This is a genomic window from Candidatus Bathyarchaeota archaeon (genome assembly GCA_026014685.1).
Taxonomy (GTDB): domain Archaea; phylum Thermoproteota; class Bathyarchaeia; order Bathyarchaeales; family Bathycorpusculaceae; genus Bathycorpusculum.
Window position 1 is genome coordinate 23136 of record JAOZHW010000008.1, and the last position, 16580, is coordinate 39715.

Here is a 16580-nt window from a genome sequence, read left to right on the forward strand (position 1 = left end):
TCTCAGAAAACTTCTTTTTGTTTTCTAAACAGCAAAACTCTGTATAATAAATGCAAAAAATAAGGTATAGGGAAACTGGGTCTTTATTCCGGACCCGTGTTATAATACCCCTTATCGACTTTTACAAAAATCAGAGGCCCGCGGCTTTGCGCCATCTCCCGTGCTCGGCGTAATGCATTGTTGACTGTGATGAAGATGCTTTCTTTTTCGTCTTTCTCTCCCAGTTCTTGGCAGCAGCCTTTTTCACCTAACTCGATTTTAAGCAGGTTTTCGGCTAAGATTTCGGTGCCGCAGATTTCACCGTTTCTTATCAATGTGGCGACGACGAGTTCTTGGATTTCTTGTTTATGTTCAAGTCTGCGCCAGATTGGTTCTGCGTCGGTTATGGCTTTAGCCATTTTGTTCCATTTGTTGGCGTTTTGGTCGCCGATGAGCAGTTTGACGCGTTCTTTCCATTTCTTGAACCAGATGTTTACCCAAACAGCTAAAAAGGCATCCAATTCCTCGGGTTCTTCCTTAAAGAGAAGCTCGAGTTTTTCGACTAAGTCGCATTGGTTTGCTTCTTTGCCTATGAGGTTCCAATGGAATTTAAGGTAGTTAGTAAAGTCTTGGCAGGCGACCTGTAAGACTTTTCTGTCCGCACCGATCACGTCTAAGGCGGGGTCGGCGTCTCTTAGTTTCTCCCCTATGATTACCTCTACGAAATTCATTACGATTCCCGCTGAAAGCCCTCTCCAATACTGTGTAGAGTTGAAGGTTTTTAATTAACTTTTATTTTTAAAACCCATATAACTGCCTAAGAAAAAATCAGCAATATATCCAGAGCCGATATACCAAAAAAAGCTTATTCAACATGCAACGGTAGCTTTGAAACATCAGAAAGCACCAAATCTGGCTGCTCCCGCTCCAGCTCTTCACGGTTGTAGAGGCCCGAGAGTAACCCGACGGTTTTTGCGCCCGCCGCTTTGCCCGCGCGCATGTCGCTGACGGAGTCGCCTGCGATGAGGCAGTCGCAGATGTCAAGGTTTAGGACTTCTCGACATTTAATCAAAGCATCAGGTGAAGGTTTCGGTTTAGCCGTATCCAACCCTGTAACTACACATGAAAAGTATGGTAGTATACCAAAATAGTCAAGCTCCTTTTGAACCACCTGATTGGGCACAAAACGCATGGTTATTAGGGCAAGTTTCGCTTTCTGGGAGAGTGCCGCTAAGGTGGAAGAGACGTTTGGAAGGAGCCGTGTTTTGCGTTCAGTTATCGAGCGGAAAGCGTTGAGGTATATGGGCAGAAACTCTTTTGTGGTGCCTTTAGTTATGTCATCTATCGTTAGGTGCTGCTCCATTCTGCGTGGGATTTCAAGGAGCAAGCTGTCTTGCGGCGGCTGAATTTCAAGTTGGCGGAAGGCAATCTGGGCTGCTTCTATGTAGGCGCCTGTGGAATCCACGATGGTGCCGTCTAAGTCCAGGAATATGCCCTTTGCTTTTAAGCGGCTGTGATGCATTGTGGTCTCTTTGTTGAGGGCGTTTGCTTTCTTAAAGGTTCCCCTGTATGCCCAGAAAAGTCTATGTTGCAGGTCACGCGACGTCTCTGAGTAGACCTCCCCTCCCTTATATAAAGCCACAGTGGGGTGTGTTGGGTTTTTGTGTTTGTGGTTGGGCGCGAACTCCTTTTTGATATATATAGTTCTATATATTTTATAGACGTTATCTCTATAGGCGCCGCAGGTGCAATATATTCCTTGACTAAGTGAAAGGTGAAAAATATGCTATCAAGAGATTGTGATGGTTGCTGCCAACTAAAAGAATGCAGCGAACGATACAAAAAAGCCGTAGTAGGCGACAAAGTTTACTGTCCAGATGGAACTGCCCATCTCATAGACAGCGCCAGCGAAACGGAACGGCCAAAAATTGTCTGCCTCTTACAGTACCCATAACTGAAAGCTAAAACACTATTTTTTATTTCAATTTGCTTTAATTTTTTAATTTTAAGCCTATTTGTAATGCTTTTTCTAAGAATTTGCTATTGATTTTATATTCGACTATAGATGCCTACATACCTCTATAGTCCACTCTGTATTCTATGCTGGGCGATTATATTACACCGTTTTTTGTAGATGACCACCTGGAGAAATAGAGTAAAAATGAAATCTACATATATTATCCTTGGAATAGTCTCGATAGCAATCATTATCGGTTCAGCATTCGCTTACGTTTACCTAGCAAACCCCGCTCAACCGCCTTCTACACCAACACCAACCCCCGCGCCGACAGCAGCACCTACTGCAGCTCCAACTGATTCACCAACAGCCTCTCCAACCGCAAAACCAACCAACAAACCAACGACCAACCCCACATCGGCCCCTACAGTTGCACCCACAGCCTCACCCAGCCCATCACCAACCCCCCAACCAGCCACAATCAACGGTGCAGGAGCATCTTTCCCCTATCCGCTGATTAATGCCATGATTAACAGTTATACCGCCACCAGACCCTGGGCAACCGTTAACTATCAATCCATCGGCAGCGGCGGCGGCATTTCCGCATTAGCACAAAAAACCGTCGATTTCGCAGGTTCCGACGCCCCGCTCACAACATCTGAAGCAAACAACATACCCAACGCGTTACACATCCCTGAAACCATCGGCGCAGTTACCGTAACCTACAACTTGCCCGGTATACCCACAGGTCTAAAGTTAACTGGCCAAGTCATCGCCGACATCTATCTAGGAACCATAACCAAGTGGAATGACTCTGCCATACAAGCTCTCAACCCAACAACCAACCTTCCAAACCAAAACATCATCGTCGTCCACCGCGCAGAAAGCTCAGGAACCAGCTTCGTATTCACAGGTTTCCTCAGCGCATCAAGCAGCACATGGGCTAGCACCGTTGGACAAGCCAAAAATCCCGCTTGGCCAGTGGGAGTTGGCGCTAACAACAACGCAGGTGTTGCTGGCACAGTCGAAGGAAACGCCTACACAATCGGCTACGTCGAATTAGCCTACACAGTAGAGAACAACATGAAAGTTGCAGCCATACAAAACCCTGCAGGGAACTTTGTCATGCCAACCCTTGCAACCACAACCGCAGCCGCCCAATCAGTTGCCTCCGCTGGCTTACCCGCAGGCAACGCAAGCTGGACAAGCGTAAACATCCTCAACGCTCCAGGTGCAAACTCTTATCCAATCGTTAGTTTCAGCTACATCATAGTCTACAAAGAACTCAACGTCATCCCTGGTATGACTCAAGCCAAAGCAGTTGGTCTCGTGCAATGGTTATGGTACATGGTACACGATGGCCAAAACTTGGCATCCGGCCTATCTTATGCACCTTTGCCCTCAAACGTAGTGTCACTAAACGAAGCAACGATACAGTCGATAACTTTCAACGGACAGACACTGCCAACAACCTAAAATTTCCCCATCTTTAATTTTTTCTTGAAATTAGATTTCTGATTTGTTAATGCTTTTTCTTTTAGTAGAGTCCTTTTCTCTGTTTTGTTCGTTTAGATTACCGAAACTAATACAGTTGCTACGAAGTGAACCAAGATATTGGCTCCAACGTATGTGTTTTTGTCAAGTCCGATGTTAATTGTGAAATAAAAAAAGTAAAAACCTGCAGCTAAAGATTTGATTATTTAACTTAAAAAATAACGAGAGGGGGTTTTAGCCCAAAACAGACTCAACGTTCAAGTTAAGCACAACTTCTGAGATGTCACTTGCATACTCCGCAGTCCGCCTCACACTTTCGATTATCAGCCTCAAATTCACAACGTCCTCGATTTTGGCGTTCGGCAGACTGAGAACTGTCTCTTTCTCCAATTTATGTGCGTGGCTCAGTTTCTCAAGAACGCTCTCAGCCAAGTTAAAATCGTGTTTGAAGAGAGCTTCCATCGCGTTTTCAAACATAGAATTAGCCAATTCACTTAGCTGACTGAGTTTTTCAAGGAATTGCTCGTTTACCGGCTCCTTGAGCAGCAGGGTGTTTTCTGCTATTTTGGTCGCGTGATCTGCGGATCGCTCGACCGATTTTGCAATCAACCTATACCCCAAACATTCCTTCTGATAACCTAACCCGATTTCTTTGACAATACGCTGATTTGAAACCGCCAACTTTAGTAGCCGCACGATGTAGAGGCCGAAGCGGTTAACTTCGCGGTCGGTTTCGATGACTGCCTTAGCACTTTGGTAATCCAGTCTTTTGAGTGCGCCTATGGATTCTTTATGCATAGACGACGCAATAATCGCCATTCGGCTCAACGCGTTTTGGACTGTGAGTTCAGGATAATTCAGCAAAACCTGCAAAGTTAAGTCTGTAGGGGTATCGGTGACTATTTCTGTGCCTACCAAGTAGTGCCTTGCGAAGTGTTTGAGGTGGTTGCGCAGTTTGGATGAAAGAACTTTTTGTCCTTGCGAGCGGATATGCAGTATGTTGTAGCCGTTTAGGTATGCGGAGATGGCTGTGCGCATTATGGCGTCGGGGTTGTCGTTTTGACCTACTTTGATGAAGGCTTCGTCTTGTTTTTCTTTTTTAGGAAAACTTGAGGGCGCGATGGATAGTGAACCGTCTTCTTCTTCGCGGACAAGCATTGAGCTGCCGCGTTTGAGTTCGTTTTTGGTTGCCCAATCTTTGGGTAGAGAAAGTATGAATGTGGATCCGCCTGTGACTTGTAGTTTGCGTTGTTCTTCGTTTAGTTTTTCTGCTTCTTTGGTTGTCACGCTTGACTCCAAGTGACTCTTTCTATGAGTAGTCATTATATTAATTATGTCTATATAGACTATAAATTTTATGGAGATTTCCTATATAACTAAATTAGTGTCTTTAGATGCACAAAAAAGAGGCAGCAAAATATGAACACTAAATATGTTATAGCTGCAATAGTTGCTATCGCAGTAATTCTCGTATCAATCGTTGCATATGTCTATTTGTCATCCCCCGCCAGTACAGAACCAATAATCCTCAACGGCTCAGGAGCAACATTCCCATACCCGCTCCTCAACGAAATAATAACCCAATACGTTCACAACGTAAAACCAAACGTCCAAATAAACTACCAAGCAATCGGTAGCGGCGGCGGAATCTCCGACCTCAAAAACAAAAACGTTGACTTCGCAGGCTCCGACGCACCCCTCACCGCAACTGAAAGAGCAGACATTCCAAACGCTCTCCACATCCCAGAAACAATAGGCGCAGTCACAGTCGCTTATAACCTCCCTGGCGTATCAAGCGGTCTCAAACTAACCGGACAAGTCCTCGCAGACATATTCGAAGGCAAGATCAACAAATGGAATGACCCTGCAATCCAAAACCTAAACTCCGGCGTCACTCTCCCCTCACAGAACATCATCACTGTCCACCGCTCAGACGGCTCAGGAACCACATTTATCTTCACAAGCTACCTCAGCAAAGTAAGCACCTCATGGAGTAACGCTGTTGGTCAAGGCAAATCAGTATCCTGGCCTGGTGGAATAGGCTCGAATGGCAACGCAGGTGTAGCTTCAACAGTTGCCGGCAATCAATACTCAATCGGCTATGTTGAATTGGCATACGCACTAGAAAACAACATGACTGTAGCAGCCATCGCCAACCCTTCAGGTCACTACATCATGCCAACGCTTGAATCCACAACCGCAGCCGCCGAAGCTGGAGCCGCAACCTTACCCGCAGGCGACGCAAGCTGGACAAACGTGAACCTGTTAAACATGGACAGCGCCGAAGCATACCCCATAGTCAGCTTCACCTACCTGTTGGTCTACAAAGAACTCAACGTACTCCCCAACATGACACAGGAAAAAGCAACAGCTTTAGTACAGTTCCTCTGGTACGTCGTTCACGATGGACAAGCTTTTGGACCTGACCTTGAATACGCGCCCCTACCAAGCAACGTTGTGCAGCTAAACGAAGTAACAATTCGTTCAATAACTTTTAACGGGCAAACATTATCTGTAACTTAGGTGGATAGCCCTGAACCACCAAATCTCCCCCAAGTTTTTTACTGAAAAAATAAAATTAACAGGCGATTTTCTCTTCAAAAACCTAGCCGCAGTCATAGCGGCTTCCGCAATAGTTATCCTAATCATAACTGGCTACGTTTTAACGGTTGATTCTGCACCAGTAATCCAGCGGTTCGGCACAGACTTCTTCTTCGGTACCGCTTGGAACCCAGTTGAAGGCAGAGAAATCTTCGGCGCATTACCCTATGTGCTCGGAACACTCGTCACCTCAGGCATAGCACTACTCATTGGTGTCCCACTTAGTTTGGGCATAGCGATTTTTCTGGTTGAAATGGCCCCCCGATCCCTCAGGGTACCCGTCAGTTATCTAGTTGAACTCTTAGCTGCTGTTCCAAGCGTGATTTATGGTCTTTGGGGGCTTTTCATTTTCAGGTTCTGGATACTAAACTACCTCGAAATCCCAATATCTACTTACTTAGGCTGGATACCCATATTCAGCGGCTCCCCATTCGGATTGGACCTCTTCACCGCAGGCTGCATCCTAGCCATCATGATAATCCCCACGGTTGCTTCCATCTCAAAAGAAGTCATAAGCGCCGTACCCAACAGCATCCGTGAAGGCGCCTACAGCATCGGAGCCACCAAATGGGAAGTCATCCGCCACTGGGTCTTAAGCTACGGCAGATCAGGAATATTCGGCGCCGTAATCCTAGGCTTAGGCCGCGCAGTAGGAGAAACCATGGCCGTATCTATGGTCATAGGCAACGCCACAGGCCCCGCAGCCATGCCCACCTCGCTCTTCCAACCCGGCCAAACCATGGCTTCACTTATCGCTAACGGCTTCTTAGAAGCTACAGGTGAATTGGAGGTCGCTGCATACGTTGGCGTTGGCTTAATTTTGCTAATCATGAGTTTACTCATCAACATCGGCGCGCACATAATGGTTACTAAGGTGTTAAAGGTCAAAGGAGGGGCGGTTGAGTGATATCTAACTACGCTTTCCGCAAATTCAAAAACTACTTCTTCTTTATCCTCTGCGGCATCTGTGTCATCCTAGCGGTGGTTCCCCTGCTAAGCATACTCTGGGAAGTAATCATCAGAGGCGCCCCCCAACTCAGCATCAACTTTTTGACCCAAACCAACGCAAACGGCGGCATCGGACCCGCCATACAAGGGACGCTCATACTCATAGGTTTAACCAGCCTCATAGGCATCCCCATCGGTATACTCTCAGGCATCTACCTCGCTGAATTCGGCAACAACCGCTATGCCGTCACCATGCGCAGCATAAACGACATCTTAACAGAATTTCCCTCCATCGTAGTAGGCATAACCGCTTACGGAGTAATCGTCATCGCGTTGATAGGTACCTATTCAGCGATTGCAGGCGCCATAGCCCTCTCATTCATCCTAATCCCCATCGTTGCCCGAACAACCGAGGAATCACTTAAACTCGTGCCAAACAGCGTCCGCGAAGCGTCTTTGGCTCTTGGCGCGCATAAATGGCGAACGACTCTGAGCGTAGTTTTGCCTTCAGCAAAAAGCGGCTTAATCACAGGCACCCTTCTAGCCGTTGCCCGCATCGCAGGAGAAACCGCCCCGCTGATCATGACGATTCTTGGTAACCGATACTTCTTCCAAGGTTTAGATCAACCTATGGCTGCGTTGCCGCTTGAGATTTGGCGAGATTCGCTTCAGCCTTACGCCAGCGCGCAGGCTCAGGGTTGGGGCGCCGCGTTGATTCTAATTCTCATGGTTTTATCCTTGAACATTGCAGTTAGAGTAGCAAGTAGAGGGAGAATGAAAAAATGACCACACCCCAGAAAGAGACGTCAGACTTGAAGATGCAGAGCATCGGCTTGAACGCCTGGTTCGGCCAAAAACAAGCCCTAAAAGACATAAACATAGACATCAAAGCAAACACTGTAACCGCTATCATCGGGCCATCAGGATGCGGCAAATCCACTTTTATCCGATGCCTAAACCGTATGCATGAACTCATCCCAAACGCCAAAATGACAGGCCAAATTCTGCTCGACGGCGAAAACATATTCGACAAAAACGTAGACCCAGTCATGGTTCGCCGAAGAGTCGGAATGGTCTTCCAAAAACCAAACCCCTTTCCCACCATGTCCATCTACGACAACGTCGCTGCAGGCTTAAAATTAACAGGCGCAAAAAAAGGCAAAAACCTCGACGCCATCGTTAAACGCAGCCTAGAGCAGGCCACTCTCTGGGATGAAGTTAAGGACGACCTGAAAAAGCCTGGCACAAGTATCTCTGGTGGTCAGCAGCAGCGTCTATGCATCGCCCGCGCTATCGCCTTGCAACCTGAGGTTATCTTGATGGATGAGCCTTGCTCTGCGTTGGACCCCATTGCGACGGCGAAGATAGAGCGGCTAGTAGTGGAGTTGAAGCGTGATTACACGGTGGTTATTGTGACGCATAACATGCAGCAGGCGTCTCGTGTCTCAGATTACACTGCGTTTATGTATTTGGGTAGCTTAATCGAGTTTGGGCCAACTAAGGAAATCTTTGAGTCCCCCAAGAATCCGCTAACAGAGAAATATATAACTGGAGAATTCGGATAAGGAGAACCTGAAAAGTATGAGTAGAATAATTGACCGTGGCTTAGAAGAGCAATCTGTGTTACTTACCCGCATGGGCGAGTTAACCTACGAAACTTTGGCGCTTTCGATTCATGGATACCTCAACGGCAAAAGCGTGCAGGCTCAGGTCAGAGAAATGTCTGATGTGCTCGTCGCTATGGCCGCTAAGGTAGAAGACAAAACGTTTGAATTGATCGCCCGCTTCCAACCCGTCGCCTCCGATTTACGTGCAATCAAATCCTACATGAAAATCGGCAACGACTTCGCAAGGTACGGACGGTACGCTCTTGACATCTCCTCTATCAGCGACCAGTTGAACGGTTTATCAGAATGCGAACCTTGGACCAAGCAGTATCTGGCTGAGATGAGCCAAAAGGTTCTCTCTAGTGTAAAAATAAGCATAGATTCGCTTAGGAAACATGACATTGAGCTAGCTAAAACAATTTCACCCACTGAGCGTGAGGTGGATCGGATGTACCTTGAATTCCTAGACCGCATAATTAACTCGGAGCAAAGCAGCAGTAAATGTGTCGCCTCAAGCATTCTGGTTTCACGGTACTTTGAGCGCATCGCCGACCACGCCGTTTACATCTGTGAGTCCATAGTATACGTTGTTACGGGCGAAAAAATTAGCTTAGGCTAAGCTGTTCGTCACTGGTAAAAATCAGCTAAGTTCAAGTTACACGTTAGGTGTGATTATGCACTGGGCATCGAGTTCTTTTTCGAAGGCTTCGTAGAAGGCCTGTTTGTTTTGGATAATGCTCCACTCTTCTAAGCTGCAATCGGAATCTGAGTAGAACCTCAGCAGAACCTGATCTTTGTGTACTTTAACAAACTCCGCTTTCTTCACTAGACCACAATGGCTGCGGTCAAGTTTTTCAGCAAACCTCAAAAACGTCGAAAGCGCCGCAACCGCATCCTTGCTCTTCTCATCTAAATCCTCAGATTTCAATGCTTTTCTAGTAGGGAGCTTTTTTCTGTGAAACCGGGCAATGTTTGCCATAATTTGGACTTCTTGTCTGTCAAACCCTGGCAGGCCGGCGTTGCTTATAATGTAGTGTGAATGGAGATGGTGGTCGTTGAAGGAGAGAAAATCGCCTACGTCATGGAGGTTTGCGGCGTATTTTAGGAGTTCTCTTTCTTTTTCACCCATACTATGCAATCCTATTTGTTTGGCGCTGTCAAACAATTCTAAAGCTAAGGCAGCGACGGTTTCGGCGTGTTTTTCATCAAAGTTACATGACCTGCCTACGTTCAAAACGCTGCGGTTCCGCATAGGTGTTTTTTGCAACTCGCGGAACTCCTTAAAGTTTGACATGTACTGCACTAGTAAGCCGTCGCGGAGTTCTCTGTGACTAACATGGATTTCTTCTAACCCGAATTGCTCCATGACTGCCTCGATTATGGCTGCTCCTGCTATTATAATGTCTGCGCGTTCAGGGTTTATGGCGGGGAGTTTTTTGCGTTCTTCAAGGGGCATCGAACAGAGGACAGGTGCCAGTTTTTTGAGGTTTTTACGAGATAAAATTAAGTGGCCGTTTGTGCTTTTCTTGAAAAGCTTACTGGACACCTCTGCCAAGTTAATCATGGTTCCCGATGCGCCCCAAGCGGACCTGACGCCGTACTCCAAGACTTTGGCTTTAACCGCGTTGATTTTGTTGCAGGCGTAGTTTTTTATTTGTTTATAGGTGTCTGTTTCTATTGGTCCTGTCCAGCCTTCGCCGATAAATTTGGTTGTTAACCTAATCGCGCCCAGAGGCAGGCTGTTTGCGTAGAAAAATTCGTGTTGATTTCCGATGGTTATTTCTGTGCTGCCGCCACCTAAATCGAGAAAAATCGTTTTTTTGTCCCCGATGTCTTCTCCGTTTGATATACCCAAATAAACCAACCGCGCCTCTTCTTGCCCAGAAATAACTTTAACCTGCAAACCTGTTCTAGTGTTGAGTTCAATGAGGAATTCTGCTTGGTTTTCTGCCTCGCGGATAGCTGAGGTTCCGACGGCTATTATTTTTGTTGCGCCGTAGGTTTTGGCGAGGTCGGCAAATTTTTTGCAGACAAAGATGGCGCGTTCCATGGCTTCTGGGCGAAGGATGCCGTCTGTGAATTCGTTTTCGCCGAGTCGTACAACTTCTTTTTCTTGGCTGATGGTTGTGTAGGAGAAGTTTGGGTTGATTCGTACTACTAAAAGACGTACGGCGTTTGTGCCGATGTCGATGAATCCTACGATGTGCTCAGCGGGTTTCACGGTTGCTTCCATAGGAGCACCATTTTTCTATTAAAGACTTTTTCAAATAGATCCTTCTTCTTGTTAAACGCTGTCTCTTCTAGCGTCAACTGTGTGTTAGAGACATATTCAACTGTTACCTTTTTTGCGCCTACTTTTATTCCTAGAGCTTTTACGCTGGATTGATGCGTATAATCTAGGCTGTCTGCCACCCGAAGCAGACCTGCTAATACACTGATTTTCTGAACTACTTTGCGGTCAAGGGCTGCAAGGTTGTAGTGTTTCGGTTTGGGTAAGGCTTTGCGGTGATATCTGGCTATGCTTGCGATTATCCGTCTATCCTGCGAAGGAAAAGGCAACTGCGTATCGTTTAAGATCAGTTGGGCGGATTGTTTGTGGTGTTTTGCCCCTTTTGACAAGCCGATGTCATGTAACACGGCTGCGTGTTCAAGCCAGCAACGTTCCCTCTTTCCCAATTTATGCAGTGCTGCCAATCCATCAAACAAGGCTAAAGCCATGTTCGCTACTTGCCGGTAATGGTCTGTATCTGGCCAGTACCTCTTTGATATTTCTTCGGAGGATTGTAACGTTTCTTGGCAGTTTTCAGTCATCATTTTTCTTTTCGTCGAGTCTTCTTCGATGATTTTGTCAAGGGAGACGCCGCGAAGTAGCATCTGTGCGAAGCTTTCAGGCAATCCCTTCTTCCTTAGAGCCTCAGAAGCCCCCGCAACATCATAATCAAGCCTAATCAAATCAACTTTGAAGGGATCAAAACTGAACAGCGCATAACCTGCTTGAGGGTTTTTGTCGTTTGGTCTTCCAACGCTGCCTGGGTTCACAAACCACACGCCGTTTGCTTCCCTAATAAACTGCTCATGTGAATGTCCCACGATCACGACGTCAGCTTTAGCAATGTTTGCAAAGTAATTTAGACGCTGCATCGGGGTATCACTTCGAATGTGCTCATCAATTGATTCTGGGCTTCCATGCGTAACCAAAATCTTTTTTCCTGCCACTTCAAGTCTAAGTTCTCTTGGCAGTGAACTCAAAAAAAATCCACAAGACTGCGACAGCTCTTCTTGGGCAAATTTTAACGCAAGCCTTTTTTCGCCTTTGGCGTCGCTTTGCCCACTTAAAACCTCTAAATCATAATTACCCACAATACTCAACACATTCTTGCTGCAAAGCAATTCTACGACTTCGTTGGGGCAAGCGCCAAACCCAATTGAGTCGCCCGCATTGACAAAAACTTCTACACCCCGCTTCTGAGCATCCGCCAAAACCTTTTCTAAAGCCTGAAGGTTTGCATGTATGTCGGATAAAACAGCGATTTTTACATGTGGGTTCATGAGGCTATGTTGTACGTTTTTCTTGGCTATAGTGGTGAATTCGGCGTTTGTGGTCTTTCTAAGTTGAGCAAAGAAGCCTTCGCTGTTTTTGTTATCCCAGAGGCCTACAAATTCTCGATAATACTTTTTTCTCCCATTTTTAACGTAAGTTGCAAAGTTCCTGAGCGCTTGATTGATGCCTGTTAGATTTCTATTTTTGTTTTTCTTGATTTTATCTTTGAAAGAGGGGAGGTATTCAAGCCATACATCATGGTCATGGATTTCCCCCAGAACATCTTGAAAAGCTTTTATTGTCGAAATTTCTTGACCGAGTTTTCCATTGTATAGCGGCGAAAAAATCTCCATAGTGTAGCGCAGTTTTTTGGCGTAAATTCTCATCTGGTGATGATGCAGTTTTTCTTTTTCAAGTTTAACGTATTTTTCCATTGAAAGAAAATCGTCTAGTCTCAAAGATATGTGCCAATGTGCTCTTTGAAGTAAAACTCCAGAATCAAAAACTTGCTCTGTCTCTTCATCGATTAGTTTTCTGCAATATTCCCGAATTTCGCTTACGGTATTAGACGCTTTTAGTTCTTCTATGCCTGATATAACTGAGGCTTGGATATTTTTTCTGCAGTTTTTATGTGCTCTTAGAAGAACGTTTAAGGCGTTTTGCTCTTGGGCGGAACCTAGTTTCTTGAGGTATTGTTCAATAAACGCTATTTGTACATCGAGGTCCCTTGCTTCAGACAACAAACGCGTGACATTTTTGATCTCTCTTGACCACGTTTTAAATTTCTTCTTGGGAAAACAATCCTCAAAAATGGGCAATGCTGCTCTGAGACGTCGAGAAGTCACCCGAGTTTTATGAACACATTCAACATCAACGTTCTCGGCGACCCCGTCGATTAAATCTTCGAACCCCTCAAGTATCCTAAGAATTGTCTGACCGCCGAATCTACAGAAACTTCCCTGCAAGCTACATGTCGGGGATGTATTCTGCGTATTCATGCCAGACCCCTCGGTTTTTGATTAGCCAGAACTGGGAGTTAAGACTTGTTTCCCCCTCTTTAGGAACCACCCTCTGGTATGTTCCATCACTGAGAAGCCTTCTGGCTTTAACGTTATCTTTTAGGTGAATCTTGAGCATGTTTTTAAGTATCGCAAAACGGATCTGCTGATCAGGCACACTAAACAACACTTCAACACGCTCGTTGAGGTTCCGAAACATCAAATCTGAGCTACCGATTAAAAGTTCGCTGTCGCCGCCGTTTTGGAAGTAATACATGCGGGCATGCTCCAGAAATCGACCTACGATTGAAATCACCGAAATATTCTCACTAACCCCCTTTATTCCCGGTTTGAGGCAGCATAACGCGCGCACGTTAAGTTCAACTTTGATTCCCGCCATCGAGGCTTTGTAGAGCGCTTTGATTACGTCTTTCTCTTCCAAGTTGTTTAGTTTAAAAGCCAAGTACCCGTTCCCGGTTTTTTGGTGGACAGCTATTTCGCGATCAATCCGAGCCAAAATCTCTTTTTTGAGGGTTTTTGGGGCAACAAGCAGATGCTTGAACTCTTTTTCCTGGAGCCCCTTAATCAATATGTTAAATAGCTCTTCGAGTTCCAACCCCACTTCTTGGTTAGCAGTTAAATATCCGATGTCGCCGTAGATTTTCGCCGTCACCGCATTGTAGTTACCTGAACCGATATGTGCGTACCGAACTAAACCGTGTTTTTCTCGTCGAACGATAAGGCACAACTTGGCATGAACTTTAAAATTCGGGAAATTGTAAACGGTGTCAACGCCTGCTTCTTTTAGCCTTGAAACTAGCAGTATATTGTTTTCTTCATCAAATTTGGCTTTCAACTCAACTATCGCAGTGACTTTTTTGCCTCTTCTAGCCGCTTCCATAAGAGCGTCAACAATGGGCGATTTAGCGTCCATGCGGTACATGGTGATGCATATTTTTTCAACTCGCTGGTCAGTTGCTGCCTCTTTTAACAAATCGATTATTACTTCAAAACTGTCGTAAGGATGATACAGCACTATATCTCGCTTAGCCACAGTTTTAAAAACGCTTTTCTCTGGGGTTAACAAGGGGAGGACCGATGGCAAAAACGTCTTGTCTTTAAGGTCAGGGCGGTTGACTTTGTAGAGCTGCCACAAATCAACCAAGCCCAAGGGACCATCAAACTCGTAAACCAAATAATCAGGCAATCCAACCCGAGCCTTCAACGCTTCTCTTAACTTATCGGGAGTTTTTTTGTCAAATTCAAGACGCGTTGGAAACCCTGCTTTCCTCTTAGACAGGCCCTTCTTAACTGAATTTAGAAAGTCAGAGGATTCATCCATTAAAATGTCAATTTCACCGTTACGCGTCAACCTAAACGGATAAGCCGTTACGTCCTCGGCGTTAGGAAAAAGCAGGTCTAAATTGTTACTAATCAAGTCTTCTATGAACACGTACTCGTGCTCTAAGTCAAGTTTTTCTCTAATCAGACTTTGCGGGACTTTTATTAGCCGCCCAAACTTTTCAGTAGGCGGCTCGATTACACCGTAAAATTTACCTTTTGCCTCTAAACACAGCGACACATGAAGATTTTGAAATGCTGTGCTTTCAACATCTTCTTTGAACGTTTTCGTTTCTGGCAAGATGGAAGTCTTAAACGATTCACGCAGAATATCACGGTTCTTCTTAGGTAAATCTGCAAATTTTCGAATAGCTAAGCCCTCTGCTGACAACGCAGGCAAAAGTTCCCGCTTCCAACAGTTGGCATGCTTCTCGATTAAAGGAATAATCTCTTTGCGGGTAGCATGAATCTGCTCAACAGAATCCATCCCATCCATCGAACGCTCATCAGACCCCTTATTAATCTTCTTCAAAAGTCGAGCTACACGCGTCATGAAGAACTCGTCAAGATTGCTGCCGCAGATGGCTATGAACTTCACTCTTTCAAGCAGCGGATGCCACTCGTCACGTGCTTCTTCTAGAATGCGAGCGTTGAATCTTACCCAGCTTAGTTCCCTGTTAAGATAGTATTCTGGGTTGTCCAAAATTTTGTCCAGATTCTGAGTTGTTTTTTCTGTAATCTTGGCGGATGACAAAGACCCTCTACCCTGAAGTATTAAAGCGTAAACTCTGCTTAAACAAACTTAACATACACGTCACAGTATAAAGTGTCAGCTTCAAAAAATAAGTTGTGTAGCCTGCGCTGCACATTTCTATCAGCGTTTACGCTTTCTTGGAAAATCGTTAATGTAGCTGCATTTTATTCGTGGAACTGCAAAGGTTTCAAACTCAAACAGTGGCACTTTCTTATTCATCTGGCATCCTTAGGCTGATAAAGCGCTGCTGTTGCGGTTAAGCACTTTGAAAATAGACTCTATAGACAACTATAGTATATATAGTAACGGTTAAATCAGCCTATCTGCCTAATACGAGTCATGAACTCGCTTACTCTAAAAGAACAAGGCTTTATAGACCCCCTTCCACTCAAAGGGCTCGAATTCAACAGTTTGCCCTCAAATCAAAACTGCGTAATCATCCTAACAGACACAACACTAACCGGTAAACCAACATCTGACATACTCTACATCGGTAAAACCAAAAAACTCGCCAAACGCATCTTCGGCGGCTACATCGCTGGATACGGCGGAAAAACAACCAGAAAAATCCACTCAACGCTCTTCAAAGACGGCTTCATAGACAAAGTAGCCATCAGCTGGATGACAAACGATGACCCAAAAGCAGGCCAAAAAGATCTACTCGAGAACTTTAAAAAAGAACACGACGAATACCCAGCATGGAACAACACAAAGAAAACACAGCCGAAACCTCAACCAACCGCCAAAGCAGCAAAAGCCAAACCCTCTCGTAAACAATCCAAAAAACCCTAACTCCTTCCTTTTTTGCTAGCGTAATGATTGATTAACTCGTCAGTTGACCAAGGCAAACAATCCTTTTCTTGGTAACCCAATGCTTCTGCGTACTTTTTTATGTCATTCGGAGCGCCTTCTATTTCTAAAAATTCAGGAATAAACCCAAATTCACCACTGTACTTATCGATGTCAAAACGAACGTTGCCCACCGCGTAACTGATGCGATGTTTCTCCATCTTTTCAGTAGGCGAAAATCCGATGGCTTGGAGAATTTTGAGTGCAGCTTCTAAGTCGGAGACTTGCACGGTGTACTCTTCGGCTACTTTGACCGATTCGTTGACTCGAACCTTTTTGTAGGTTAATTCCACGTTACCATTCTGTTTTCTTAGCCGAAGGACATCCTTGCGGTTTCGAATTTGACTATTTTGAGTATCCAGAAGCAGCGTTATAATATCGGCGCCAAACAATTTTTGTGCTCCAAACGCCATGAGCTGTTTTTCTATACGCTCGCGGTTAACTTCGAGAATCTTTACTTCAATTTCTTGCATAAGACCAAGTGTAACAAAAATATAAAAAAACTTTTAGA

General features: G+C 45.2%; 15 protein-coding genes. 8 read left to right on the forward strand and 7 right to left on the reverse strand.

What is annotated here, in order from left to right; translation table 11 throughout:
* Positions 1–83: 83 nt before the first annotated feature.
* Positions 84–710, reverse strand: coding sequence for a hypothetical protein (locus tag NWE96_07400; GenBank protein MCW3983806.1), 627 nt, complete (start codon positions 708–710; stop codon positions 84–86).
* Between the two features lie 134 nt (positions 711–844).
* Positions 845–1501, reverse strand: a complete 657-nt coding sequence (locus tag NWE96_07405) for an HAD family hydrolase (protein ID MCW3983807.1) — start codon at positions 1499–1501, stop codon at positions 845–847.
* A gap of 261 nt (positions 1502–1762) precedes the next feature.
* Here NWE96_07405 and NWE96_07410 point away from each other — a divergent pair, with 261 nt between their 5' ends.
* Positions 1763–1933, forward strand: coding sequence for a hypothetical protein (locus NWE96_07410; protein MCW3983808.1), 171 nt, complete (start codon positions 1763–1765; stop codon positions 1931–1933).
* A 207-nt stretch (positions 1934–2140) separates the two neighbouring features.
* A complete protein-coding gene (gene pstS / locus NWE96_07415; protein MCW3983809.1) occupies positions 2141–3412 on the forward strand; it encodes a phosphate ABC transporter substrate-binding protein PstS in 1272 nt (423 codons plus the stop codon).
* Positions 3413–3664: 252 nt separating this feature from the next.
* Here pstS (NWE96_07415) and NWE96_07420 read toward each other — a convergent pair whose 3' ends face one another.
* Positions 3665–4717 carry a phosphate uptake regulator PhoU gene (locus tag NWE96_07420; GenBank protein MCW3983810.1) on the reverse strand — a complete coding sequence of 351 codons (1053 nt, stop codon included), beginning with the start codon at positions 4715–4717 and terminating at the stop codon, positions 3665–3667.
* Between the two features lie 132 nt (positions 4718–4849).
* On the opposite strand from NWE96_07420, the gene pstS (NWE96_07425) reads away from it, so the two are divergent.
* Genes pstS (NWE96_07425) through NWE96_07445 form a run of 5 tightly spaced genes read left to right on the forward strand, consistent with a single transcriptional unit; the run spans position 4850 to position 9205 of the window.
* Positions 4850–5953, forward strand: a complete 1104-nt coding sequence (gene pstS / locus NWE96_07425) for a phosphate ABC transporter substrate-binding protein PstS (protein ID MCW3983811.1) — start codon at positions 4850–4852, stop codon at positions 5951–5953.
* A gap of 49 nt (positions 5954–6002) precedes the next feature.
* The gene (gene pstC / locus NWE96_07430; protein ID MCW3983812.1) at positions 6003–6938 is read left to right on the forward strand and encodes a phosphate ABC transporter permease subunit PstC; all 936 of its coding nucleotides are present in this window, start codon (positions 6003–6005) and stop codon (positions 6936–6938) included.
* Positions 6935–7765 (forward strand): phosphate ABC transporter permease PstA, encoded by an 831-nt coding sequence (pstA, locus tag NWE96_07435; GenBank protein ID MCW3983813.1) that lies wholly within the window; start codon positions 6935–6937, stop codon positions 7763–7765. Before pstC ends, pstA begins: the two co-directional genes overlap by 4 nt.
* Complete coding sequence (gene pstB / locus NWE96_07440; protein MCW3983814.1) at positions 7762–8544, forward strand: phosphate ABC transporter ATP-binding protein PstB; 783 nt, start codon at positions 7762–7764, stop codon at positions 8542–8544. Before pstA ends, pstB begins: the two co-directional genes overlap by 4 nt.
* Positions 8545–8560: 16 nt before the next feature.
* A complete protein-coding gene (locus NWE96_07445; GenBank protein ID MCW3983815.1) occupies positions 8561–9205 on the forward strand; it encodes a hypothetical protein in 645 nt (214 codons plus the stop codon).
* A gap of 36 nt (positions 9206–9241) precedes the next feature.
* On the opposite strand, the gene NWE96_07450 is transcribed toward NWE96_07445, so the two are convergent.
* From NWE96_07450 to ppk1, 3 genes are read right to left on the reverse strand one after another with little or no spacing between them, the layout of a single operon-like run.
* A complete protein-coding gene (locus NWE96_07450) occupies positions 9242–10819 on the reverse strand; it encodes a Ppx/GppA family phosphatase (protein ID MCW3983816.1) in 1578 nt (525 codons plus the stop codon).
* A complete protein-coding gene (locus NWE96_07455) occupies positions 10804–13125 on the reverse strand; it encodes a YfcE family phosphodiesterase (GenBank protein MCW3983817.1) in 2322 nt (773 codons plus the stop codon). Before NWE96_07455 ends, NWE96_07450 begins: the two co-directional genes overlap by 16 nt.
* Complete coding sequence (ppk1, locus tag NWE96_07460) at positions 13094–15220, reverse strand: polyphosphate kinase 1 (protein ID MCW3983818.1); 2127 nt, start codon at positions 15218–15220, stop codon at positions 13094–13096. The genes NWE96_07455 and ppk1 overlap by 32 nt, the downstream gene beginning before the upstream one ends.
* A gap of 339 nt (positions 15221–15559) precedes the next feature.
* Here ppk1 and NWE96_07465 point away from each other — a divergent pair, with 339 nt between their 5' ends.
* Positions 15560–16012, forward strand: a complete 453-nt coding sequence (locus NWE96_07465) for a GIY-YIG nuclease family protein (protein ID MCW3983819.1) — start codon at positions 15560–15562, stop codon at positions 16010–16012.
* On the opposite strand, the gene cyaB is transcribed toward NWE96_07465, so the two are convergent.
* A complete protein-coding gene (gene cyaB, locus NWE96_07470; GenBank protein ID MCW3983820.1) occupies positions 16009–16542 on the reverse strand; it encodes a class IV adenylate cyclase in 534 nt (177 codons plus the stop codon). The two genes, NWE96_07465 and cyaB, sit on opposite strands and share 4 nt — an antisense overlap.
* Positions 16543–16580 lie beyond the last annotated feature (38 nt).